The sequence below is a fragment of the Sphingomonas sp. TX0543 genome, from assembly GCF_048565505.1.
Classification (GTDB): Bacteria; Pseudomonadota; Alphaproteobacteria; order Sphingomonadales; family Sphingomonadaceae; genus Sphingomonas.
Map to the genome: position 1 here is coordinate 2,626,642 of NZ_JBLZUS010000002.1, position 22,117 is coordinate 2,648,758.

The 22,117-nt window shown below is 65.9% G+C and carries 26 protein-coding genes; 12 read left to right on the forward strand and 14 right to left on the reverse strand.

Annotated elements, in window-relative coordinates:
- Positions 1 to 96: 96 nt before the first annotated feature.
- On the forward strand, positions 97 to 735 hold the full coding sequence (locus tag ACM61V_RS13205) for a DedA family protein (protein ID WP_137787587.1): 639 nt from the start codon (positions 97 to 99) through the stop codon (positions 733 to 735).
- Here the strand turns inward: ACM61V_RS13205 and ACM61V_RS13210 are convergent.
- The 12 genes from ACM61V_RS13210 to ACM61V_RS13265 form a co-directional block, all read right to left on the reverse strand.
- A complete protein-coding gene (locus ACM61V_RS13210) occupies positions 726 to 1,409 on the reverse strand; it encodes a DJ-1/PfpI family protein (RefSeq protein ID WP_137787588.1) in 684 nt (227 codons plus the stop codon). The two genes, ACM61V_RS13205 and ACM61V_RS13210, sit on opposite strands and share 10 nt — an antisense overlap.
- A gap of 140 nt (positions 1,410 to 1,549) precedes the next feature.
- Entirely contained in the window at positions 1,550 to 2,068 is a 519-nt protein-coding gene (locus ACM61V_RS13215; protein ID WP_249341632.1) for a hypothetical protein, read from the reverse strand.
- Between the two features lie 20 nt (positions 2,069 to 2,088).
- On the reverse strand, positions 2,089 to 2,622 hold the full coding sequence (locus ACM61V_RS13220; protein WP_137787589.1) for a demethoxyubiquinone hydroxylase family protein: 534 nt from the start codon (positions 2,620 to 2,622) through the stop codon (positions 2,089 to 2,091).
- Positions 2,619 to 3,086, reverse strand: coding sequence for a disulfide bond formation protein B (locus ACM61V_RS13225; protein ID WP_137787685.1), 468 nt, complete (start codon positions 3,084 to 3,086; stop codon positions 2,619 to 2,621). Before ACM61V_RS13225 ends, ACM61V_RS13220 begins: the two co-directional genes overlap by 4 nt.
- 11 nt (positions 3,087 to 3,097) lie before the next feature.
- Positions 3,098 to 4,465, reverse strand: a complete 1,368-nt coding sequence (locus ACM61V_RS13230; RefSeq protein WP_137787590.1) for a S41 family peptidase — start codon at positions 4,463 to 4,465, stop codon at positions 3,098 to 3,100.
- Between the two features lie 106 nt (positions 4,466 to 4,571).
- Positions 4,572 to 5,726, reverse strand: coding sequence for a murein hydrolase activator EnvC family protein (locus ACM61V_RS13235; protein ID WP_137787591.1), 1,155 nt, complete (start codon positions 5,724 to 5,726; stop codon positions 4,572 to 4,574).
- Positions 5,727 to 5,730: 4 nt separating this feature from the next.
- A complete protein-coding gene (locus ACM61V_RS13240; RefSeq protein ID WP_137787686.1) occupies positions 5,731 to 6,153 on the reverse strand; it encodes a 23S rRNA (pseudouridine(1915)-N(3))-methyltransferase RlmH in 423 nt (140 codons plus the stop codon).
- Between the two features lies 1 nt (position 6,154).
- On the reverse strand, positions 6,155 to 6,541 hold the full coding sequence (gene rsfS / locus ACM61V_RS13245; RefSeq protein WP_137787592.1) for a ribosome silencing factor: 387 nt from the start codon (positions 6,539 to 6,541) through the stop codon (positions 6,155 to 6,157).
- Positions 6,542 to 6,543: 2 nt separating this feature from the next.
- Positions 6,544 to 7,161 carry a nicotinate-nucleotide adenylyltransferase gene (locus tag ACM61V_RS13250; RefSeq protein WP_171007631.1) on the reverse strand — a complete coding sequence of 206 codons (618 nt, stop codon included), beginning with the start codon at positions 7,159 to 7,161 and terminating at the stop codon, positions 6,544 to 6,546.
- 31 nt (positions 7,162 to 7,192) lie between these two features.
- Entirely contained in the window at positions 7,193 to 7,927 is a 735-nt protein-coding gene (gene aqpZ / locus ACM61V_RS13255; protein ID WP_137787593.1) for an aquaporin Z, read from the reverse strand.
- 106 nt (positions 7,928 to 8,033) lie between these two features.
- A complete protein-coding gene (locus tag ACM61V_RS13260) occupies positions 8,034 to 9,296 on the reverse strand; it encodes a glutamate-5-semialdehyde dehydrogenase (protein WP_137787594.1) in 1,263 nt (420 codons plus the stop codon).
- Positions 9,297 to 9,334: 38 nt separating this feature from the next.
- Positions 9,335 to 9,613 (reverse strand): hypothetical protein, encoded by a 279-nt coding sequence (locus ACM61V_RS13265; RefSeq protein WP_137787595.1) that lies wholly within the window; start codon positions 9,611 to 9,613, stop codon positions 9,335 to 9,337.
- 139 nt (positions 9,614 to 9,752) lie between these two features.
- Between ACM61V_RS13265 and msrB the strand changes: the two genes are divergently transcribed.
- The 4 genes from msrB to rnhA all read left to right on the forward strand — a co-directional run bounded on the left by msrB (position 9,753) and on the right by rnhA (position 12,738).
- On the forward strand, positions 9,753 to 10,247 hold the full coding sequence (msrB, locus tag ACM61V_RS13270) for a peptide-methionine (R)-S-oxide reductase MsrB (RefSeq protein ID WP_137787688.1): 495 nt from the start codon (positions 9,753 to 9,755) through the stop codon (positions 10,245 to 10,247).
- Between the two features lie 38 nt (positions 10,248 to 10,285).
- Positions 10,286 to 11,236 carry a 4-hydroxy-3-methylbut-2-enyl diphosphate reductase gene (gene ispH, locus ACM61V_RS13275; protein WP_137787596.1) on the forward strand — a complete coding sequence of 317 codons (951 nt, stop codon included), beginning with the start codon at positions 10,286 to 10,288 and terminating at the stop codon, positions 11,234 to 11,236.
- A 90-nt stretch (positions 11,237 to 11,326) separates the two neighbouring features.
- Positions 11,327 to 12,286 carry a homoserine kinase gene (gene thrB / locus ACM61V_RS13280; RefSeq protein ID WP_137787597.1) on the forward strand — a complete coding sequence of 320 codons (960 nt, stop codon included), beginning with the start codon at positions 11,327 to 11,329 and terminating at the stop codon, positions 12,284 to 12,286.
- Positions 12,283 to 12,738, forward strand: coding sequence for a ribonuclease HI (rnhA, locus tag ACM61V_RS13285; RefSeq protein WP_137787598.1), 456 nt, complete (start codon positions 12,283 to 12,285; stop codon positions 12,736 to 12,738). The genes thrB and rnhA overlap by 4 nt, the downstream gene beginning before the upstream one ends.
- 105 nt (positions 12,739 to 12,843) lie before the next feature.
- On the opposite strand, the gene ACM61V_RS13290 is transcribed toward rnhA, so the two are convergent.
- Both ACM61V_RS13290 and ACM61V_RS13295 read right to left on the reverse strand, forming a co-directional pair.
- The gene (locus ACM61V_RS13290; RefSeq protein WP_137787599.1) at positions 12,844 to 13,929 is read right to left on the reverse strand and encodes an NAD(P)/FAD-dependent oxidoreductase; all 1,086 of its coding nucleotides are present in this window, start codon (positions 13,927 to 13,929) and stop codon (positions 12,844 to 12,846) included.
- Complete coding sequence (locus ACM61V_RS13295; RefSeq protein WP_137787600.1) at positions 13,926 to 14,858, reverse strand: alpha/beta fold hydrolase; 933 nt, start codon at positions 14,856 to 14,858, stop codon at positions 13,926 to 13,928. The genes ACM61V_RS13290 and ACM61V_RS13295 overlap by 4 nt, the downstream gene beginning before the upstream one ends.
- A gap of 48 nt (positions 14,859 to 14,906) precedes the next feature.
- Here ACM61V_RS13295 and ACM61V_RS13300 point away from each other — a divergent pair, with 48 nt between their 5' ends.
- From ACM61V_RS13300 to ACM61V_RS13330, 7 genes are read left to right on the forward strand one after another with little or no spacing between them, the layout of a single operon-like run.
- The gene (locus tag ACM61V_RS13300; RefSeq protein ID WP_137787601.1) at positions 14,907 to 15,380 is read left to right on the forward strand and encodes an A24 family peptidase; all 474 of its coding nucleotides are present in this window, start codon (positions 14,907 to 14,909) and stop codon (positions 15,378 to 15,380) included.
- Between the two features lie 52 nt (positions 15,381 to 15,432).
- Entirely contained in the window at positions 15,433 to 16,452 is a 1,020-nt protein-coding gene (gene cpaB, locus ACM61V_RS13305; protein WP_137787602.1) for a Flp pilus assembly protein CpaB, read from the forward strand.
- A gap of 1 nt (position 16,453) precedes the next feature.
- Positions 16,454 to 18,103 carry a type II and III secretion system protein family protein gene (locus ACM61V_RS13310; RefSeq protein WP_137787603.1) on the forward strand — a complete coding sequence of 550 codons (1,650 nt, stop codon included), beginning with the start codon at positions 16,454 to 16,456 and terminating at the stop codon, positions 18,101 to 18,103.
- Positions 18,104 to 18,126: 23 nt separating this feature from the next.
- The gene (locus tag ACM61V_RS13315) at positions 18,127 to 18,762 is read left to right on the forward strand and encodes a CpaD family pilus assembly protein (protein WP_137787604.1); all 636 of its coding nucleotides are present in this window, start codon (positions 18,127 to 18,129) and stop codon (positions 18,760 to 18,762) included.
- 1 nt (position 18,763) lies between these two features.
- Positions 18,764 to 20,056 (forward strand): pilus assembly protein CpaE, encoded by a 1,293-nt coding sequence (locus ACM61V_RS13320; protein ID WP_137787605.1) that lies wholly within the window; start codon positions 18,764 to 18,766, stop codon positions 20,054 to 20,056.
- A gap of 54 nt (positions 20,057 to 20,110) precedes the next feature.
- Complete coding sequence (locus ACM61V_RS13325; RefSeq protein ID WP_137787606.1) at positions 20,111 to 21,085, forward strand: type II secretion system F family protein; 975 nt, start codon at positions 20,111 to 20,113, stop codon at positions 21,083 to 21,085.
- 4 nt (positions 21,086 to 21,089) lie between these two features.
- A complete protein-coding gene (locus ACM61V_RS13330; protein ID WP_171007628.1) occupies positions 21,090 to 22,091 on the forward strand; it encodes a type II secretion system F family protein in 1,002 nt (333 codons plus the stop codon).
- The last annotated feature ends 26 nt before the right edge of the window (positions 22,092 to 22,117 follow it).

A 22,117-nucleotide genomic window follows, 5' to 3' on the forward strand; every position in this document is an offset into this window, starting at 1 on the left:
ATGGTGTTTTTTACTTAACGGAGGATTGTAACAGTTCGTGTCGGGCGGCGCGCGACAATTGACCGCCGTCTGCCCATCGCCCATGCGCGGATCATCATGATTGAAAAGCTGTTGGCCGCGCTCGCGACCTTTGCCGTCACCGTCATCTCCGCCAGCGGCTATTGGGGAATCGCCCTGCTGATGGCCATCGAGAGCGCGTGCATTCCGCTGCCGTCAGAAATCATCATGCCGTTCGCGGGATATCTCGTTTCGACCGGACGGTTCGATCTGTACCTTGCGGCGACCGCGGGGGCGATCGGCTGCAACCTTGGCTCGATCGTCGCTTACGAAATCGGCAAGCGCGGCGGCCGCCCGCTCGCCGAGCGCTGGGGGAAATATGTGCTGATCGGGCCGGGCGAGCTCGACATGGCGGACCGCTTCTTTCAACGCTGGGGGCCGATTGCGATCCTGATCGGCCGGATGCTGCCGATCATCCGCACCTTCATCGCCTTTCCCGCCGGGGTGGCGCGGATGAAGCTGATCCCGTTCCATATCTACACGTTCATCGGCTCCTGGCCGTTCTGCTTCCTGCTGGCGTGGGTCGGCATGAAACTCGGCACCGCATGGAACAGCGACCCGCGCCTGAAGGCATTTTTCCACCAGGCGGATCTGGCGATCGGGCTGGTGATCGTCGCGGTTGGCGGCCTCTATCTCTGGCACCGCCTGCGCGGCCTCAAGAAGCGCCATCAGGGATAATTGCGCAGCGCGGCCAGCCGACGAAGTTCATCATCGCGGCCGGGCGCCAGCTTCGCCACACGTCGCTGATAGGCATCGACCAGCGCAATATCGGCATGCTCCGGCGAACCCGAATCGAACGGCGGATCCGGATCATATTCCAGGCTGAGCTGCACCATGCGCGCGTGCGCCTCGCCCCGGATCAGCGCCATCAGCCGAAATGCAAAATCGATCCCTGCCGTGACGCCGCCGCCTGTCACGCGATTGCGATCGATCACGACGCGCTCGGAAACCGGCGTGGCGCCGAACAATGGCAGCATGTGGCGCTGCCCCCAGTGACACGTCGCGCGATATCCTTCGAGCAGCCCCGCCGCCCCGAGGATCAGCGATCCCGTGCACACGCTCGTTACCCATTCCGCGTTCAGCCCAAGCTGGCGCACCCAGTCGATCGTCCGGTCGTCAGCGATCGCGGCATTCGTGCCAAACCCGCCGGGCACGCACAGTATGTCGGCCTTGGGAACATCCGCGAAGGTCGCTGTCGGCAGTATCGCGAATCCAGCATCGGTTGAGACGGGATCGCGCGTCGCTGCGACCAGATCGAGCCGCGTCCCGTCTCCCATGCGCGATAACACCTGAGCGGGGCCGGTGAGATCGAGTTGCGTCACCTGGGGGAAAAGCAGGAAGGCAATGTGCATCGGGCGCTCCTTTCGTCCTGCGACGATCGCTCAGGCGCGCGGCAGGATGATCTGTCGCGCCGCCTGGTGATGATTCACCTGTGCGCCGGCCACGCGACATCGCGCAAGTCGTGGCACAATCCGCCGGGCCGCCAGAGCGCTCAGTTCGGAAGATCGGGATTCGCTTCCTTCGCACGCGCTTTCGATTCGGCCTTGGCCTGTCGCGCGCTTTGCACGAAGCATCCGGTCGCACCGCCGACGCCAACCGCCGAGCAGCTCCCGATCCCGGCCGCGCCGACATCGGCATTGCCTTTCTCGCGCACTGCCCAGGAGGCGTTTTCCGGCGTTACCTCGAAATTCCGCAATTCCTTCGGGATGCGGAACTGCTCCTCGGCCGACCGTCGGACGCAGACGACGACCTCCGCGCCCTCCTTGTTCGTCGGGCAACGCTCATTGCCATAGAGCGTCAGCACCCCATTTATCGGCGCGTTGCGCGATACTTCGCTGGACACGGTCTGGCGGCTGGCGTGGGGAGCACCGGGCATCGCCACCTCTTTAGACGGCGGCGGAATGATGAGCGGTGGCGGCGCTTCACGGCCGGTGCTGGCCGGCGGGGCCGCCGTCTGGGCGGAAAGCGCGGCGGGGAACAGCGCCAGCGCCACGGTAACAAATCTACGCACAAGCATCCTTCTCTCCCGCGTCAGATGCGTTTCGCTGTCGCAATCGCGACGCGGCAACCCAGCCGGATCACGGCGGACAACAACGGATAGGCCGGCGCATCCTCCGCGCCGCTGGCGAGCGCGGTCTGCTTATGCTCGACCTCCTCCGCCTGGAATTCGCGGATCGCAGCCGCCAGTTCCGGCTCGTCACCGCCGAGCGTCGCCAGTTGCTCGTCATAATGTTTGTCGATCTCGGTCTCCACCGCTGCGGTGCAGGCCATCGCGGCTTCGGGTCCGATCGCCGCCGTCACCGCGCCCAGCGCGAACCCGGCGACATTCCAGAACGGCTGAAACAACGTGGGCCGAACGCCGCGTTCCGCAATCAGCCGATCGAAATAGGCGCGGTGCCGCTCTTCCTGCATCGCCATGCCGCTGATTTTCCGCGCGGCGGCGGAGCGATGGCCCATGATCGCGAGTTGCCCGGCATAGATGCGCGTGGCGCCATATTCGCCCGCCTGATCGACACGGATCATCGACTTCACGAGCTCGCGCCGATCGCCCGGTTTCCAGCTCATCGCCGCCCCCGGATCAGTGCTGCGATCACCATCGCACCGCCAAGCGAGAAGATCGCGTTGAACCCCGCGAGCGAGATGCCGAACAGCCGCCATTGCGCCGCATCGCACCGCACCACCGGCGCAGCGAGGATGCGGCGGAGCATCTCATCAGTGCTGATCCCCACGCCGCTCACGCTGGTCGAGCAGGCGGTTACCCCCTGCCACCAGTGATATTCGACCCCCGCGTGAAAAACGCCGATCATCCCAGACACGGCTATCAGCGCCGCCGCGCCCACGACGAGCGTCAGCCTGATCGAGCGCCCCGGCACGACAAACGCCAGCGCCGCCGCGACGACCGCGGCGTAATGCGGCCACCGCTGCCAATGGCACATCTCGCACGGCTGGAGGCCGCCGATCAGTTGCGAGCCCCATGCGCCTGCGAGCAACGCCAGCGGCAGCAACAGGGCGATCGCCCGCGCACGCATCTGCGAACTGTTCACTTGGCGGGTACTTCCTTGATATCCTTCACGTCTTTCTTCAAAGCGGCCGTGACGGCGGCAACCTGCGCCGGGCCGCCGAGCCGCGCCACTGCCTTGAGCGCATACCAGAGCTGGAAGTCGCCGATGCCCTCTTTCTTGAGTTGATCGGGGGTCATCGAGAAGCGCGGATCCTCCTTCGTGTCCTCCTCCAGCACCTTGTTGTCCGACTTTACCTCGTTGATGAGATGACGGCGCAGATCGGCCTCGCGGAACACCGGGCGTGCCTTGTAATCGGGATCGGAGAGCTGCGGCACGGCGATATCCGGCTCGATCCCCCCCTCCTGCACCGAACGGCCCGAGGGCGTGAAATAACGCGCGGTGGTGAGGCGGAGGGCGGTGGTCGGGCCGAGTGGTAACAGCGTCTGCACCGATCCCTTGCCGAAGGTCCGCTCGCCCATCACCAGCGCGCGATGATGATCCTGGAGCGCGCCCGCGACGATCTCGCTGGCGCTCGCCGTGCCGGAATCGGTGAGGATGATGACAGGCAGGCCATGCGCGTCATCGCCGGGCTTTGCGAAGTAACGCTGGTTCTCGCGCGGGTCGCGGCCGCGCTGCGAGACGATCTCGCCATGATCCAGGAACGCATCGGAAACCTCGATCGCCTGCGTCAGCAATCCACCGCCGTTGGAGCGCAGATCGACGACATAACCGAGCGGGCGATGCCCCAGCGCCTTGTCGATCGCCATCAGCGCCGCACGCGTATCGGCGCCTGTCGTTTCGGAGAACGTGTTGATGTCGATATAGCCGACATCACCCTTGATCTGCCATTTGACCGGTCGCTGGACGATCACCTCGCGCGCCAGCGTGACATCGAACGGCTTGTCGCGGCCGGGGCGGACGATCGTGAGCGTGATCTTCGTTCCGGGCTTGCCACGCATCTGCGCCACCGCCTCGTCCAGCGTGCCGCCGTAAAGCAGCTTGCCATCGATATGGGTGATGTAGTCGTCCGGCTTGATCCCGGCCTTGCCCGCCGGCGTATCCTCCTGCGGCGCGATCACCTTCACCGCGCCGTCCTCCATCGTGACAGACAGGCCGAGGCCGCCGTAATTGCCCTCCGTCTGGATCTTGAGATTGTCGAAATCGCGCCCGTCCACGTATGAAGAATGCGGATCGAGCGAAGCGAGCATCCCGTCGATCGCGCCGCGGATCAGCTGCTCGTCGGTCACCTTGTCGACGTAATCCGCCTTCACCCGGTTATAGACGTCGAGGAACTTGTCCATCTGCCTGTACGTGTCGGTATCGACCGCCGCCATCGCGCCGGTCGCGACCGGAACGAGCGCGATCGTGGCAACAAGAGCAGTGGCCTGGAGCAGCTTGAACTTCATCTGGACGTCCTGACGAGAAAGGCCTCGCGATCCTAGCCCCATATCGTTCACCGAGCAAAGCGCCAGCACGTCTTAACGACGGCTGAGCGACACGGCGCGATTGCGATCAGCCGATCAGTGCGGTGATATCGACCGGCTGATCGCGCCGGCGCAGCTCCACCGTCACGCGCGGCTCCTCGCCCGTGCCTGCGCGGCCGATCGACTGGCCGGCGGCGATCGCCTGCCCCCGCTTCACCGCGATCGCGCCCAGCCCGGTGACGAGCGTGCTCCAGCCGGCGCCATGATCGATGATAACGGTGCCGCCGTAAGCGCGAAACGGCCGCGCATAGATAACATGGCCGGCTGCGGGCGCAGCGAGCGTCGCGCCCGGCGCCACTGCCAGCGTCAGCCCGCGTGCGCGCACGCCATTGTCCGAAATCTCGCCAAGCCCGGTCACCAGACGGCCGATGACCGGCAACCGATAGGGCGGCGGCGCGCCAGCGGGCGCCGGATCGGTCGCCGGCGGCCCCGGCAGACGCGCGAGTTCGGCGCGCGTCTTGTTCTCATCGCCGATCGCCGCCATCCGATCGACCAGATCGCGTGCTTCCTCCCCCATCGCGATCGCGCGATCGGATGCGGCGCGCGCGCCACGATCGAATTGGGCCGCCGCGCTGTCATGGCGGTCGCGCAGCGCGGCCAGCCGCCCACGTTCGGCTACCAGATTCGCCCTGCCTTCGCGCAATTCCCGCGCCGCCGCCGCCGCAGCCGCCTCGAGCCGGCGCGATTCGGCGAGCGAGGCGCGAAGATCGGCGGTGCGCGCATCGATCACCGGCAGCGTCGTTGCGAGCGCCGCGCGCAGATGCACCATGTCCGCAATCGATCCCGGCTGCGCGACCGCGACGATCGCCGGGCGTCCCGCCAACGAAGCAAGCCCGGCGAGCAGCCGCGCGACCGGCTCCTGCCGCTGAGCCAGTTCGTCGCGCTGCTGCTGCTGGAGGCGCGCAACGATCGCTACCCGCGCCTGCGCCGCGGAGAAATCAGCCTCTGCGCGGCGGATGCGGGCGACGACGGCCTGCTCCTCCATCCGATAGCGCGCCGAAGCGTCACGCTCCGCCCCGGCCCGCCGATCGAGATCGGCGGCGTTGCCAGCGGCGACATCCGCGGCGGCACGCGCCTGTTTCAGACGTGCACGAGCGGCGGCAAGCGAATCCACCTCCGCCGGTGCCGGACCGGCGAGCAGCATTGCCGCCAGCGCGATCAGCATTGCCCCCCTGCCCCTCATCGCCTCAACCTTCGCGGTGATAGGGGTGATTTGCAAGGATCGCGGTGGCGCGAAACAATTGTTCGGCCAGCATCGCGCGCGCCAGCATGTGCGGCCAGGTGGCGCGGCCGAACGAAAGGAGCAGATCGGCGTCCGCGCGCGCGGCTTCATCGAACCCGTCCGCGGCGCCGATCATGAAACGCGCCTCGCGCACACCATCATCGCGCCAGCGCCCGATCAGTGTCGCGAAGGCGAGCGACCCCATCACCTCGCCACGCTCGTCCAGCAACACGCGGCGCGTTTGCGGCGCCGCATCCGGTATGCGCCCGCCGCTGTCGGGCAGCTCGGTCACCTTCGTCGGCCACGCGATCCGCTTGAGATAGCGATCGACCAGCTCGGACTCGGGCGAGCGGCCGATCCGGCCGCGCGCGACGATATGCAGCAGCAGCTCAGGCGTTCCCGGGCGGCGGCGCATCCCCGAACGACCACATGCGCTCCAGATTGTAGAAGGTGCGCACCTCCGGGCGGAACAGGTGGACGATCACGTCGCCCGCGTCGATCAGCACCCAGTCAGCGGTCGGCAATCCCTCGATCCGGGGCGACTGGCCGGTCTTGCCCTTGATCTTCTCGGCGAGCTTCGACGCCATCGACGCGACCTGACGGGTCGAGCGACCGGACGCGATGACCATATGATCGGCGATGGAGGATTTCCCGGCGAGCGGGATGGAGACCATATCGACCGCCTGATCGTCATCAAGGCTGTCGAGCACGAGCTTATGGAGCACCGCAACACTGTCTGCGTCGGGCGATCGATAGGCGTTGGCGGATGCGGGCAAGTTTACTCCTGGGCAAAAGGTTTGGCGCGGGCGTCTGCGAATCGACGATGCCAGGACGGGTCGGCAGCACGAAGCTGCGTCGCGGAAGTCGGGTCGGGACGGAAACGCAACAGCACCAGGGCCGGTACACTCCACTCGCTCCAGTTCCTCGCCTGGCTCACGGGCCTCTGGAAGCGCCGTAGCCAGCCCATCGCGGGAGCCGCATGGGCAGGGCCATCATACCCCGGCCGCGCGATTACCGCAATCGGAACCGTGCGCGCGATCCGCCGCCAGTCGCGCCAGCGGTGGAACTGGGCGAGATTGTCGGCCCCCATAACCCAGATGAAGCGCCGTTGCGGATAGCGCCGCACCAGCGCCGCGAGCGTATCGACGGTGTAGCGAGTGCCCAGCCGAGCCTCGATATCGGTCGGCCTGACCGGCGCGTGGCGCGCCATTTTGCGGGCGGAGGCGAGGCGTGCCGCGAGCGGCGCCATCCCCTCCGCCGGCTTCAGCGGATTGCCTGGCGAAACCAGCCACCACATCTCGTCCAGCCCCAGCGCTCGGATCGCCGCGAGGCTGATGCCGCGATGACCCTTGTGTGCCGGGTTGAACGACCCGCCGAGAAGACCGGTGCGGATCAAACGCCGCACCGCAGCCGGTCAACCCGCATCCTCAGAGCGGCTCGCCGACGATCGGCGGCGCGGGCGGCGGATCACCGGCCAGCACGCGATAGCTCAGTCCCGCCAGCACCGCGCCGGCGATCGGCGCGACCCAGAACAGCCAGAGCTGCTGCAACGCCAGCCCGCCGACGAACAGGGCGGGGCCGGTGCTGCGCGCAGGATTGACCGACGTGTTCGTCACCGGAATGCTGATGAGGTGGATCAGCGTGAGCCCCAGGCCGATCGCGATCGGCGCGAAGCCGGATGGTGCGCGCGTATCCGTCGCGCCCATGATGATCGTGAGGAAGCCGAACGTCATCACCACTTCCATGATGAGGCCGGAGTGGAGGCCATAGCCGCCGGGCGATTGATCGCCATAGCCGTTCACCGCAAGCCCGTTGGGCGCCAGCGTATAGCCGGCCTTGCCGCTGGCGATGCACCACAGCAGCGCCGCCGCCACGATCGCGCCGACAAGCTGCGCGATGATATAGGGAAGGATATCACGCGCCGGAAAACGCTTGCCGACCCATAACCCGACCGTAACCGCGGGATTGAGGTGACAACCGGAGATATGCCCGATCGAATAAGCCATCGTCAGAACGGTAAGCCCGAACGCGAGTGATACGCCTGCCAGCCCGATGCCGACGGCAGGGAACGCGGCGGCGAGCACAGCGCTGCCGCAGCCCCCGAACACCAGCCAGAAGGTTCCGAATGTTTCGGCAACGCAACGCTTGTGTAGTGGCACCATATCCCGTCCCCTTCTGGCGATAGCAAGTCCCGCGTTCTTTTATGGCTCGTATCGCATGATAGTGCCGGAACGGCCCTGCTGACAAGCGCGCTATCTACGCCGGGGCTTATCCCCGCACCTGTCCGTTGCCAAAGCCGATCCATTTGTAGGTGGTAAGCCCCTCCAGCGCGACGGGACCGCGCGCGTGCAGTCGCCCGGTGGCGATGCCGATCTCCGCGCCCAAGCCGAACTCGCCACCATCCGCGAATTGCGTGGAAGCGTTCCACAGCACGATCGCCGAATCGACCTCATTCAGAAAGCGGCGGCCGACGCTTTCGTCGGTCGCGACTATCGCATCGGTGTGATGCGATCCGTGCCGGGCGATATGCGCGAGCGCGCCATCGAGCCCATCGACCACCGCGACCGAGGCGATCGCATCGAGATATTCGGTATCCCAATCCTCGTCGTGCGCCGCCACGACGCCCGGCGCGATCGCTACCGCGCGAGCATCGCCGCGCACCTCGCAGCCCGTCGCCACCAGCGCCGCAATCAGTGCCGCCGAGCCAGGGTAACTCGCATCGATCAGGAGCGTTTCCATCGCGCCGCACACCCCGGTGCGCCGCATCTTCGCGTCCAGCACGATCCGCTCGGCCATCGCGGGATCGGCCGAGGCATGGACGAATACGTGATTGATACCGTCAAGATGCGCGAGCACCGGCACGCGAGCTTCGGCCTGCACGCGCGCGACGAGGCTCTTCCCCCCGCGCGGCACGATCAGATCGATCAGCCCGTCCGCCGCCAGCATCGCGCCGACCAGCGCGCGATCGGTTGTCTCGATGCGCTGGACGGCACCGGTCGGCACGCCAGCCGCCGCAAGGCCCGCCAGGAAAGCACGGTGGATCGCCGCGTTACTCTCCACCGCTTCCGATCCGCCACGCAGCAGCACCGCATTCCCTGACATCACGCACAGCGCCGCCGCGTCCGCCGTCACGTTCGGACGGCTTTCGTAGATGATACCGATCACACCGATCGGCACGCGGATCCGGCGCAGCACGAGACCATTGGGACGCACCGTTTCGTCGATCGCCGCGCCGACCGGATCAGCCAGCGTGGCCACCGTCGCGACACCATCAGCCATCGCGGATATGCGCGCTTCATCCAGCCGCAACCGATCGAGCAACGCGGCCGTCAATCCGTTGGCAGCGCCACGTTCGATGTCGATCGCGTTTGCCGCGAGAATATCCGAGGCGGCATCCCGCAAGGCACCGGCAGCCGCACGAAGTCCGGCACGGCGAGCGTCCGTATCAAGCTGGGCGAGGATGGCCGACGCTGCACGCGCCTCGGTAGCCATCGTGGCGATCAACGTGGCGGGCGAAGAACTGTCCTGCATGGCAGGCACGCCTAACACGCGGAAACACCGCTGCCGAGTCAGTTCGGTTTTTCGCCGGCTTCCGCCTGCCCCACGCTATTGTTTCCCGAACAGTCCCCAGCACGCCCCACGGCGGGTGGCCGCGCCCTGCCCATCGTCCAGTTGCCCTGCATGCGAACCTGCGGGTTGGGTGCGCACCAGATTTCTCCGGTGTCGTTGATGGCGGTGACCCAGATGAGGTTATGCTCCTGCCCGTAATCGATGACTGCGATGGCAAAACCAGCGCCCTTATCGATCACATGCAGCGGGATCGGCGGATCGAGTTGCTGGAACGTCATGGCGCTGAAACCCTTCCGCGCGACACTCCGTTCCGGTCAATCGCCCTATCCTCGATCAAGCGCCGCGCGGCGGGGCGATGAAATCGTCCGCAACAAGCGTTATATCCTATCTGCCGGGAACAGTGGAGATGCCCCAATGATGACGCCCGATCGACGTGAGGCGATGTTCGGTCTGTTTGCCATTGGCGCCATGGGCTCGATCGTCGCGGCGTGTCGCGCGACGTCGGCCGATGCCGCGCCGGAACGGTTCGAGGTGAATCTCACCGACGCGCAGTGGAAAGCGCGCCTCTCCCCGGCCGCCTATCAGGTGCTTCGGCGGGAAGGCACCGAGCGACCCTTCACCAGTCCGCTCAATAACGAGCATCGCCCGGGCCAATTCCTGTGCGCCGGCTGCGCGCTGCCCGCTTTCGACGCGCGGACGAAATTTGACAGCGGCACGGGGTGGCCAAGCTTCTGGGCGCCGATCGCAAATGCGGTGCGGACGCGCAACGATACCACGCTTGGCATGAGCCGGACCGAAGTTCATTGCCGGCGCTGTGGCGGGCATCTCGGCCACGTGTTCGACGACGGTCCGAAACCGACCGGCAAGCGCTATTGCATGAACGGCGTCGCACTCACCTTCCGCCCCGCTTGAGGTTGCCGATCGGCGCTCGCCCCCGTAAAGGCCGCCGCATGTCCGAAAAGCCCGTGCTCGACCTGGTGATCGCTGCCCCGCGTGGTTTCTGCGCCGGGGTGGACCGCGCGATCCGCATCGTGGAACTGGCGATCGAGAAGCACGGCGCGCCGGTCTACGTCCGGCATGAGATCGTCCATAACAAGTTCGTCGTCGACAGCCTGAAGCAGCGCGGCGCGGTCTTCGTCGAGGAGCTGACCGAGGTGCCGGACGGCGCACCCGTGGTCTTTTCCGCGCATGGCGTGCCGAAATCGGTGCCCGCCAATGCCGAGGCGCGCGGCCTGGCATATCTGGACGCCACCTGCCCGCTGGTGAGCAAGGTGCATCGTCAGGCCGAGCGGCTGGTGGAGGCCGGGCGGCACATCGTCTTCGTGGGGCACGCCGGCCATCCCGAGGTAATCGGCACGTTCGGCCAGGTGCCCGAGGGGGCGATGACGCTGGTGGAGGACGTCAAGGACGCCGAGGCGCTGTCTCCCGCCGATCCCGATAACCTGGCGTTCCTTACCCAGACGACGCTCTCGGTGGACGATACGGCGGAGATCGTCAGCACGCTCCAGCGTCGTTTCCCGTCGATACAAGGGCCGCGCGGCGAGGATATCTGCTACGCCACCTCCAACCGGCAGGCCGCCGTGAAGGCGATCGCCGCAAAATGCGATGCGATGCTGGTGATCGGCGCGCCAAATTCGTCCAATTCGATGCGGCTCGTGGAAGTGGCGCAGCGCGAAGGTGTGCGCGCCGCGCTGATCCAGCGCGCCGCCGATCTCGACTGGGCGTTTCTGGATGGCATCCGGACGCTCGGGCTGACCGCCGGCGCCTCGGCACCCGAGCTTCTCGTGCGCGAACTGGTCGATCTTCTCGCCACCCGTTTCACCGTCAACGAAAGTGAGGTGGAAACGACGCAGGAATCGATCTCGTTCAAGCTGCCGCGCGGGCTGGAAACGGCGGCCTGAGGCTGGCATTGCCGCGCTGCAGGCGTTGCGAACGAGGGGGAAGAATGACGCGCGTTTTCCACAACGGTCAGCAACGGCGCGCGCGCTGATATGGCGGTGTACACCCAGGTATCCGCCGAAGCGCTGACCGAGTTCCTCAAGCGCTATGACGTAGGCGAACTGGTTTCGGCCAAGGGGATCGCCGAGGGCGTGGAAAATTCCAATTTCCTCGTCGAAACGACCCGCGACCGATTCATCCTGACACTCTACGAAAAGCGCGTCGCGGCACACGATCTGCCGTTCTTCATCGCACTGCTCGATCACCTCGACGCCAAGGGCCTGCCCGTGCCGCCCGCGATCAAGGATCGCGCGGGGGTCGAGATCCAGGAACTGGCGGGGCGCCCGGCTTGCCTGATCCGCTTCATGCCCGGTGTCTCGCTTTCTCATCCCACCCCCGCGCAGGCGCTCGCTGCTGGCAACGCAATGGGCGAGATGCACCGTGCGGTGGCGGACTTCCCGCAAACACGGGAGAATTCGATGGGGGTGGATAGCTGGCGGCCGCTCTTCGAGCGTTGCGGGCGAAGCCTGGATCAGATCGCGCCCGGCATGCACGACGATCTCGCCGCTGCGCTGGACAAGGTGGAAGCGAGATGGCCGCGCGACGGGTTCGATCGGATCGCGATTCACGCCGATCTGTTCCCCGATAACGTGCTGATGCTGGGCGATACCGTTACCAGCCTGATCGACTTCTATTTCGCCTGCACCGACATTCGTGCCTACGATCTTGCCGTGATGCACAGCGCCTGGTGCTTCGATGCGCACGGCCGGAATTACGACGACAAGGTGGGCGATGCGCTGATCGCGGGTTACGGGCGGCACTTTCCGCTGAGCGACGTGGAACGCGCGCAGTTTCCGACGCTCGCGTCGGGCGCATGTGTCCGCTTCGCACTGTCACGCGCGTGGGACTGGCTGAACACCCCGCCCGACGCGCTGGTGATGCGCAAGGATCCGCTCGCTTACATGCGCCGCCTGCACCATTATGATCCCGCGCTGGCGGCACGCGTCGGATGAACGAGATGCCGCAGGTCGAGGCGTTCACCGATGGCGCATGCAAGGGCAATCCCGGCCCCGGCGGATGGGGCGTTGTGCTGCGCATGGGGCCGCGGGAGAAGGAATTGTCGGGCGGCGATCCGGCCACCACCAACAATCGGATGGAACTGACCGCCGCGATCGAGGCGCTCAACGCGCTCACCAAGCCCTGCCATGTCCGCCTCTTCACCGACAGCCGGTACGTCATGGACGGTCTGACCAAATGGATTCACGGCTGGCAGCGCAACGGCTGGCGCACCGCAGACAAGAAGCCGGTCAAGAATGCCGAACTGTGGCAGGCTCTGCTTGCCGCCGCCAAACGCCACCGGATCGACTGGGAATGGGTCAAGGGTCACGCCGGCCATCCCGAAAACGAGCGCGCCGACAAGCTTGCCAGTGATGCGGCGATCGCGGCGGGACGGGGCAGCCGCTAGAGCTTACCCATCCGTCACGCGACTATTCCTCTTCGTCCGTGATGCCAGGCGCGTCGTGGCTGATCGTGCGCCTGTGCCCTGTTTACACCCGTCACAGTCCAATGATCAGGCAAATCTATTCATGAACCGCGCGGGCGAATAGCGGGAGATGTCGATCCCCGCAGGCGGCGCGTCTCCCAGCAACAGCGCCGCGCCGATCTCCGCAGCGGCGGGCGCGGTCTGGATACCGAAACCGCCCTGCCCCGCGAACCAGAAGAAGCCGGGTGCATCGCTAGCGGCCCCATAGAGCGGCAACCGGTCAGGCGCGAAACTGCGCAGACCCGCCCATTTGCGCTCGACCTGAACGACGCGCCAGTCGACCGCCTGCTCCAGCCGGTCGATTGCGATCGCCACGTCCAGTTCCTCCGGCTGGACGTCGCTGGCCGGGACCGGCGTTTCATCGTGCGGGGACAGCCATAGCCGACCGCCCGCCTCCGGCTTGAAATAGAAGTCGCCACCTAGATGCGCGACATGCGGCAGGCGCATCGGCACCGGCGGATCGGTGAGAAGCTGCACGAGGGTGCGGCGATAGGGCTGGATGCCGAGCGGCGCGACGCCGGCGATCCGCGCGACATCATCCGCCCACGCCCCCGCCGCGTTCACCAACACATCGGCTTCAAAGGCGCCGCCGGCGGTTGAGATCTTCCACCGGCCCCCCTCACGGGTGGCGGCATGCAAGGCGCTGTTCAGCGCAAGTATCGTTCCCGCCTTCCGCGCGCGCGCCAGCATGTCGGCGTGCAGCCCGGCCACGTCGATATAGGCGCAGGTCGGCTCCAGCACGCCGATCGTCCAGCCCTTCCGAAGGCCCGGAATATGCGCCGCCGGATCGACCCTTACGAGTTCGACACCGGAATTATCGAAGTCTGCGATAAAGGCATCCGCGCTGGCCGCGTCCCGCGCCTGTCCGATATGCAGCGAGCCGAGCGGCTCCAGAAATCCTCCCGCCGCGAGCGCGGCACCGGACAGCGTCGTCAGCGGCTGGATGCCGGGGCCGCCATAGGTTTCCGACCAGAAGGCAGCCGATCGCCCGGTGGCATGATAGCCCGCCACCGCTTCCGCCTCCAGAATCAGAACCCGCGCGCGATCCCCGATCGCCGCGGCAAGGGAGGCACCGGCGATCCCGGCCCCGACGATCGCGATATCGTATTTCATTGCGCGTGCGAATCGAGGAAACGGTCAATCGCCGCAAGCGCCCGATCGCGGATCGGATCGGCCTCGCGCAGGATCTCGTGCGCGGATTCGGCGCCGAAGCGCATCACCTCGGCAACCGGCAGTTTCGTGGCGATACGCAACGCGGCGCGCGCATCGACCAGCGCATCGGCCTCAGCGACCAGCACCATCGTCGGCGTGGTCATGCGCGGGAGGCGCGGATCGGCCTCCAGCGCGCGCGTGCCCGCAAAGGCCTCGGCCAGCCATGCCCAGCTCGGCGGGCCAAGCTGAATCTCGGGCTTCTGCGCATACCAGAACGCCTCGTCGTCATAACGGGAGGGATCGTGGGTCAACAGTTTCTGCCGGTCGAGCCGCGCGCCGGGCCGCTCATGCCCCTTCCACGCCGCGCGCGCCGGGTTCCCGAGCCGACACATCAGCCGCGCCACCTTTTCGCCAAGCCACGGCCCGACCGGCGCGCTCAGCCCAAGCATCGGCGCGACCAGCACCGCTGCCGCCGGGCTCACCGCCCGCTCCACCAGCGCGCGAAGCACGAGATAGCCGCCCATCGAATGGCCCATGATGACACGCGGGCCGGGCACATTCCAATCTCGCCAGACGGCGGCAAGATCAGCGATCCACGGCGCGAAATCGGTCGCATGGCCGACGCGCGGATCGGGCGAAAGCCTTCCGGAGCCACCCTGCCCGCGCCAGTCGAACGACGCGACCGTCCAGCCTGCCTGGTGCCAGTGCGCGAAGGTTTCCAGATACTTCTCGAACACATCGCCGCGCCCGCCCTGAAACAGGATCGCACCGCGCGGGGCGCCATCCGCCGGCCAGTCGAACCGGCGGATCAGCCACCCATCGCCGGCAGCCCATTGCGTAATCGAGGCGCCGGCCGGAATCTCGCGGCGGATGGGCGATGCGATGGTCATCGGGCATGGTTACGGTTTGGAAAGCCATTCCGTCTAGTGCGTGTCGGCATGGTATCGACCGTTCTTCACTGGGCGCTCCCCGCGCTGCTCCTGATCCTGCTGCTTTCAGCCGGCATCCAGGACGCGCGCACGCGCGAGATCGCCAACTGGAAGAACGCGACGATCGCGTTGCTCGCGCCCTTGTGGTGGATCGCAATCGGGATCCCCGTGTGGCCGGGCATGGCGATCCAGCTGGCCATGGCGCTCGCGGTGTTCGCGCTGTTCTGCGTGGCGTTTTACTTCGGCCAGATGGGCGGCGGCGACGTAAAGCTGATCGGCGCGCTTGCGCTGTGGCTGCCGCTGACGCCGCTGTTGCAGATGCTGCTCGTGATGTCGCTCGCCGGTGGCGCGCTCACGATCATCATGCTGATCGATCACAAGATACGGAAAAGCGGAAAGATTCTTGAGGTCCCGTACGGCGTGGCGATCGTCGTCGGCGCCCTCGTGGTTCTTCGCGAACCCCTTCTTAACCAGTTTGCGTAATCATAGCCGGATAACACCCGGCCTGGCGGACGCTTGAAAGGCACGTTGAATCATGGACACTCGGAAGGTTGTATTGTTGGTGGGCGCGCTGCTCGTCGCCGCCATCACCGCATTCTTCGCGCGCACCCTGATCGCGGGAAGCTCCGCGCCTCAGGCGGCCGCTATGAACGCGCCCGCGCATATTGACGGGCCGAAAGTGCTCGTCGCGGTGCGTGCGCTGCCCATCGGCACGATCATCGATCCTGCCGCGGTAAAATTCCAGCCATGGCCGAAGGAACTGGTCGAAGGCGCCTATTTCCAGGAAGGCGCGGGCTTCGACATGAAGAGCGTCGTCGGCACCGTGGTGCGCAACGCGATCACTGCCGGTCAGCCGATCACGCAGGGCGCGCTGGTGAAGCCTGGCGATCGCGGATTTCTGGCCGCGGCGCTCGGGCCGGGTATGCGCGCAGTGACGGTGCCCGTCTCGACGCAGACGTCGGTTGCCGGCTTCATCTTTCCCGGCGACCGCATCGACCTGTTGCTGACGCAGACCGTGACCGGTGGCGGCGACGGCCCGCCGCTCAGGACATCCGAAACCATCATGCGCAACCTGCGCGTGCTGGCGACCGATCAGCGCACGACCGACGAGAAGGACGAGAAGGGCAACACCATCGTGCATACCTTCTCCACCGTCACGATCGAAGCGACACCGAAAATCGCGGAAGAGATTGCGGTCGCCCAGACGGTCGGCTCGCTATCGCTGTCGCTGCGCTCGATCGCGGACAACCAGGCCCAGCTCGACTCAGCAATCGCATCCGGCGCGGTGAAGGTGCCCGCCAATGGCGATCCGAAGGCGGAAAAGACATTTCTGGTGAAGCTCGCCAGCCAGCCGCAGAGCGGCGATGCGAGCTTCTCCGTCGGCGCGGACGTGTCGCGGTTTCAGCGTCGCACCGTGCCGGGCAAGGCAGCCGAAACCGCACCACAGGGCGCGGCTCCGGCCAATTTTCCGGGAGGGGCGCCGTCAACCGGTCCGATGGTGCGGATCGCGCGCGGCAACACTGTGACCGAAGTACCGGTCGGGGGGAAGAACTGAGATGCGTATTCGCTCCATGCCAATCGGCGCGCCGCTGGCGATCGCCCTGGCAGCCGCGGCAGTCACTGCGACCCCGGTTGCCACGCTGGCACAGTCGGCGCCGTCGACCGGCTCGTCCGTCGTGCAGCTTGCCACAAACCGCGGCCGGCTGGTGACGCTGGCACGGCCGATGAGCGATCTGTTCGTGGCCAATTCGGAAATCGCCGACGTCCAGGTTCGCTCGCCGACCCAGCTCTATATCTTCGGCAAGAAGGCCGGTGAAACGACCGTTTCGGCGACCTCGAAGGGCGGCGGTGTCGTCTATTCAGCCACGATCCGTGTCGGCAACAACTATGATTCGCTCGGCCAGATGCTCAAGCTCGCGATGCCGGAGGCCGCGATCACCGCGACGACGATGAATGGTGTCGTCCTGCTGACGGGCACGGTCGCCCAGCCGGACGACAGCGCCGAGGCCGAGCGCCTCGTCACGGCCTTCGTCGGCGAAGGCACGAAGGTTGTCAGCCGCCTGCGCACCGCCACGCCCTTGCAGGTGAACCTGCAGGTGAAATTCGCCGAGGTTAGCCGCAGCTTCATCAAGAATATCGGCTCGAACATCCTGACGCGCGATACGACGTCGGGCTTCGGCTTCGGCGTTCTGTCGGGCCGTTCGCCGGGCACGATCTCGAACTTCAACACCACCGGCCTGCCGATGATCGACGCCTCGTCGAAATTCGGGTTGCCGGCGGGTACGCTGTCGTTGCCGTTCGATCCGCGCACCGGCAATTTCGTCTATCCAAATTCCGGCAGCCAATATTCGTTCACGCAGGGAACGGAGCGCACGACGCTTGGCTTTGCGGGCAAGCTGTTCGGGCTTGACGTGCTTCAGGCGCTCGATCTGGGCGAACGGATCGGGCAGGTATCGACACTCGCCAATCCCAACCTGACGGCGCTCTCTGGCGAAACCGGCACCTTCCTGGCGGGCGGCGAGATTCCGATCCCGATCGCACAGGGCCTCGGCGCCGTTTCGATCGAATACAAGCAATATGGCGTCAGCATCGCCTATACGCCGACGGTGCTCGCCGACGGTCGCATCAGCCTGCGCGTGCGCCCAGAAGTGTCGCAGCTGTCCTCGGACACGGCGATCACCTTCAACGGCACCACGATCCCCGGCATCACGACACGCCGCGCGGAAACGACCGTGGAGCTTGGCTCCGGCCAGAGCTTCATGATCGCCGGCCTGCTCCAGAATTCGCACAACAACTCGATCGACAAGACTCCGGGCATCGGCGACCTGCCGGTGCTGGGCGCGCTGTTCCGCTCGAACGGGTTCCAGCGCAACGAAACCGAGCTCGTGATCGTCATCACGCCCTATCTCGTGAAGCCGGTCAACGCGAACGACATCGTTCTGCCGACCGACGGCTACAAGGCTCCGACCGATCTGGATCGCGTGCTGTTCGGCCAGCTTGGTGGCGGCACTAACGGCGGCCAGCGGCCCAAGCCGACGATGGAGGCCGGCCCGCCCGCGCAGCCATCCGTGGGCGTCGCCGCCCCGGTATCCCCGGTGCCTGCGCCCGAGCCCCGCCGCGACGAGGCTGATCGCAAGGCCGCGACGAAGCCGAAAGACAAGGCCGCACCGGCCGCCACGCCGGCCCCCGGCTTCTCGTTCAATTGACCCGCCAATCCGAGGACACGATCATGGTCAAGCGCACCCTGCTCCTCGCCGTTGTTCCCGCCCTCATGCTCGGCGGATGCAGCGGCACCAAGAACCGCGGGCTCGAATCCGTTCATCAGCCCGTCGTCAGTCGTACGGACTACAGCTTCGATGTCGGCGCCGGCGCCTATGGCCTCGCGCCGGGCGAGGAACAGCGCCTCGCCGGGTGGATGACGTCGCTCCGTCTCGGCTATGGCGATGAGGTTTCCATCGACGATCCGGCCGGTACGGGCCCTGCGGCGCGATCCGCAGTGGCGCGCGCCGCCGCCAGGTTCGGCCTGCTGGTGACCGATGGCGCGCCAGTCACCGGTGCGCCGATCGCGCCTGGCACGATACGCATAGTGGTCAGCCGGGCGCGGGCGCGCGTGCCCAACTGCCCCGATTTCTCGCGTACGCGCCAGCCGGAATTCGAGAGCAACACGTCGTCCAACCAGGGCTGCTCGATCAACTCGAACCTCGCCGCGATGGTTGCCAATCCCACCGATCTGGTGCGCGGCGAACCGGGCACGCAGGTCTATGACGCCGCGACCGGCACGCGCGCGATCACCGAATACCGCAAGGCCGCGCCAACCGGGAACGGCGGCACGACGCTGAAGACCGAAAAAACGGGGAACAAGTAAGATGAACGCTCCGTGGAAACCCGCCGGCGTCGCCCATCGCGAACCGTTCGTCGCCTACGTCTGCGACGACACGACCGCCGAGGCGATTCGCCCGATCGCCACCGAAATGGGCTGGGCGGCAGACAAGGTGAACAAGGGCGGCCTGCGAAATGCGGTCCAGTCCCTTTCCGTGTCCGCCAGTCCGCAGATCCTGTTCGTCGACCTCGCCGAATCGGGTGACCCGCTCAGCGATATCAATTCGCTGGCCGAGGTTTGCGAGCCGGGAACGATCGTGATCGCGTCGGGCCAGGTCAACGACGTGCGGCTGTATCGCGATCTGGTGGCGAGCGGGATTCAGGATTACCTGCTGAAGCCGCTCAGCCCCGATGCGCTGCGGGACGCCTTCACCCACGCGCAGACAATACTCAACGCGCCCAAGGCAACCGATGGCGCGGCCGATCGGCCGCATTACGCGGTTGCCGTGATCGGCACGCGCGGCGGTACTGGCGCATCCACCGTGGCGACATCGCTCGCGTGGCTGATGAGCGAGAAGGAACAGCGGACGACCGCGATGCTCGATCTCGACGTCCATTTCGGCACCGGGGCGCTCGCGCTCGATCTGGAGCCGGGCCGCGGGCTGACCGACGCAATCGAAAATCCGAGCCGCATCGACGGTCTGTTCATCGAGCGCGCCATGGTTCGCGCCTCCGACAAACTGTCCGTGCTGTCCGCAGAGGCGCCGATCAATTCGCCGATCGTCACCGATGGAAGCGCTTTCTATCAGCTGCAGGAAGAGATGCGCGCGGCGTTCGAATGCACGGTGGTCGATCTGCCGCGCAATATGCTGGTCGCGCACCCCCATCTGGTCAGCGATATGCAATGCGCGGTTATCGTCGCCGAACTGACGCTCGCGGCCGCGCGCGATACGATCCGCATCCTTTCCTGGTTGAAATCAAACGCGCCGCACATGAGCACGCTGGTGATCGCAAACCGCGTCCATGCCGGGCAGCAGCTTGAAATCTCGCGCAAGGATTTCGAAGGCTCGATCGAGCGCAAGATCGATTTTGTCGTGCCGTTCGATCAGAAGCTCGCCGCGCAGGCAGCAAAGCTCGGCAAGCCGATCGCGGAGGCGGGCAAGAGCTCCAAGACGATCGCGCCGCTCGTGGAACTCGCCCGCCAGCTTTGCCTGACCGGAGATGCCGGCGCGGCGGAGCCCGTCACCGGCAAGAAGCCCAAGGGCGGATCGCTGATCGGGCGGTTCACCGATTTTAAATCGCTTCTGCCCAAGAAACCGGCCGCAGCGAAAGCGAAGTGAGCGCGGCCGTGCGCAATCCCGCGCGGCACCTGAACACGAACGGATGAAGCCACGATGCCGTTGATGCCGATTGCCATGCTTGCGCTGGGCGCGCTGATCGTGATCGGCATGATCGCGTTCGCCTTCGCCGGGCCATCCGCAGCACGGGCCAGCGGCCGTCGGCTGTCCGCATTGCGCGAACGGCACTCCACCTCGCCGCTGATGGCGGTGGAAGCGCAGATGCGTCGCATCACCGGCAAGAATACGACCAAGGCGGATCAGGCGGCGATGCGCTTCCTGCCCAAGCCCGCCGAACTGAAAAAGCGTCTGCAGCGAACCGGCAAGTCCTGGACGGTCGGCCAATATGGCATGGCGACGCTCGGTATCTTCGCAGTCATCGTCATGCTGCTCACGTTGAAAGGGCTGCCACTGCTGCTTGCGCTGATGGTGGGCATCGGCGTGGGCGCGGGAATTCCACATCTGGTGGTGGGCTTCTTCATCAAACGCCGGCTCAACAAGTTCAATATCAAATTCCCGGATGCCATCGAGCTGCTCGTGCGCGGTCTGCGCTCCGGCCTCCCCATCACGGAGACAATGTCCGTCGTCGCGGCCGAGGTGCCGGGGCCGGTGGGCGAGGAATTCCGCATCGTTTCCGACAAGATGAAAATCGGACGCTCAATGGACGTTGCGCTTCAGGAAACCGCCGATCGAATCGGCACGCCGGAATTCCAGTTCTTCTGCATCACGATCGCGATCCAGCGCGAAACCGGCGGCAATCTGGCGGAAACGCTACAGAACCTCGCCACCGTTTTGCGCCAGCGCGGCCAGATGAAACTGAAGATCAAGGCGATGTCTTCGGAATCGAAGGCTTCCGCCTACATCATCGGTTCCCTCCCCTTCATCGTCTTCGGCCTGATCTGGATGGTAAACCAGTCTTACATGGCGAATTTCTTCATCGACCAACGGCTGATGATCGCCGGTGGCGGCGCCATGGTCTGGATGAGCATCGGCGCATTCATCATGGCCAAGATGATAAATTTCGAGATCTGACGCGATGGAACCTTCAACCAATCCGACGCTGATGGGGGTGGACGTCTATTGGGCGGCAACGATCCTGTCTGGCATCGCCGCGTTTGCGGTGCTGATCGCGATCTACGCCGCGCTCAGCGTGCGCGATCCGATGGCGCGCCGCGTCAAGGCGCTGAACGACCGTCGCGAGCAGTTGAAGGCAGGCATCACGGCCTCCACCGGGAAGCGCCGCGCGCAGCTTGTGAGGCGCAGCGACGGCGCAGATCGCATCCGATCGCTCCTGTCGACGCTGAAGGTGTTGCAGGACAGCCAGCTCAAGGACGCGCAGAGCAAGCTATTGCAGGCAGGCATCCGATCGAAGGAATGGGCGGTCGGCGTGATTTTCGGCCGGATGGTGCTGCCGATCGTGCTCGGCGGGATCATGGTATTCGTGGTCTACGGCACGAACAGTTTCGCCGAATGGTCCTCGCTAAAGCGCTACGGCCTGGTCGCGATCACCTTCATCGTGAGCTACAAGGCCCCCGATATCTTCCTCAAGAACCAGATCAGCAAGCGCTCGGCCGCGATCCGCAAGGGATTGCCCGACGCGCTCGATCTGCTCGTGATCTGCGCCGAGGCGGGGCTTACCGTGGACGCCGCCTTCCATCGCGTCGCAAAGGAATTGGGCAAGGCCTATCCCGAGCTTGGCGACGAATGCGCGCTCACGGCGATCGAACTTGGCTTCCTCACCGATCGCCGCCAGGCATTTGATAACTTCGCGAATCGGATCGCGCTCGAAGAAGTGAAGGGCATCGTCACGACGATGATCCAGACCGAAAAATACGGCACCCCCCTCGCCTCCGCGCTGCGCGTGCTTTCCGCCGAGTTCCGCAACGAGCGCATGATGCGCGCGGAGGAAAAAGCCGCGCGGCTGCCGGCGATCATGACGGTGCCGCTGATCCTGTTCATCCTGCCCGTGCTGTTCGTGGTGATCCTCGGGCCAGCGGCCTGCTCGATCAAGGACGCGTTCATCAACGGCAGGGTCTGATCCGGCGGAGCGACTTTCCGGCCGCA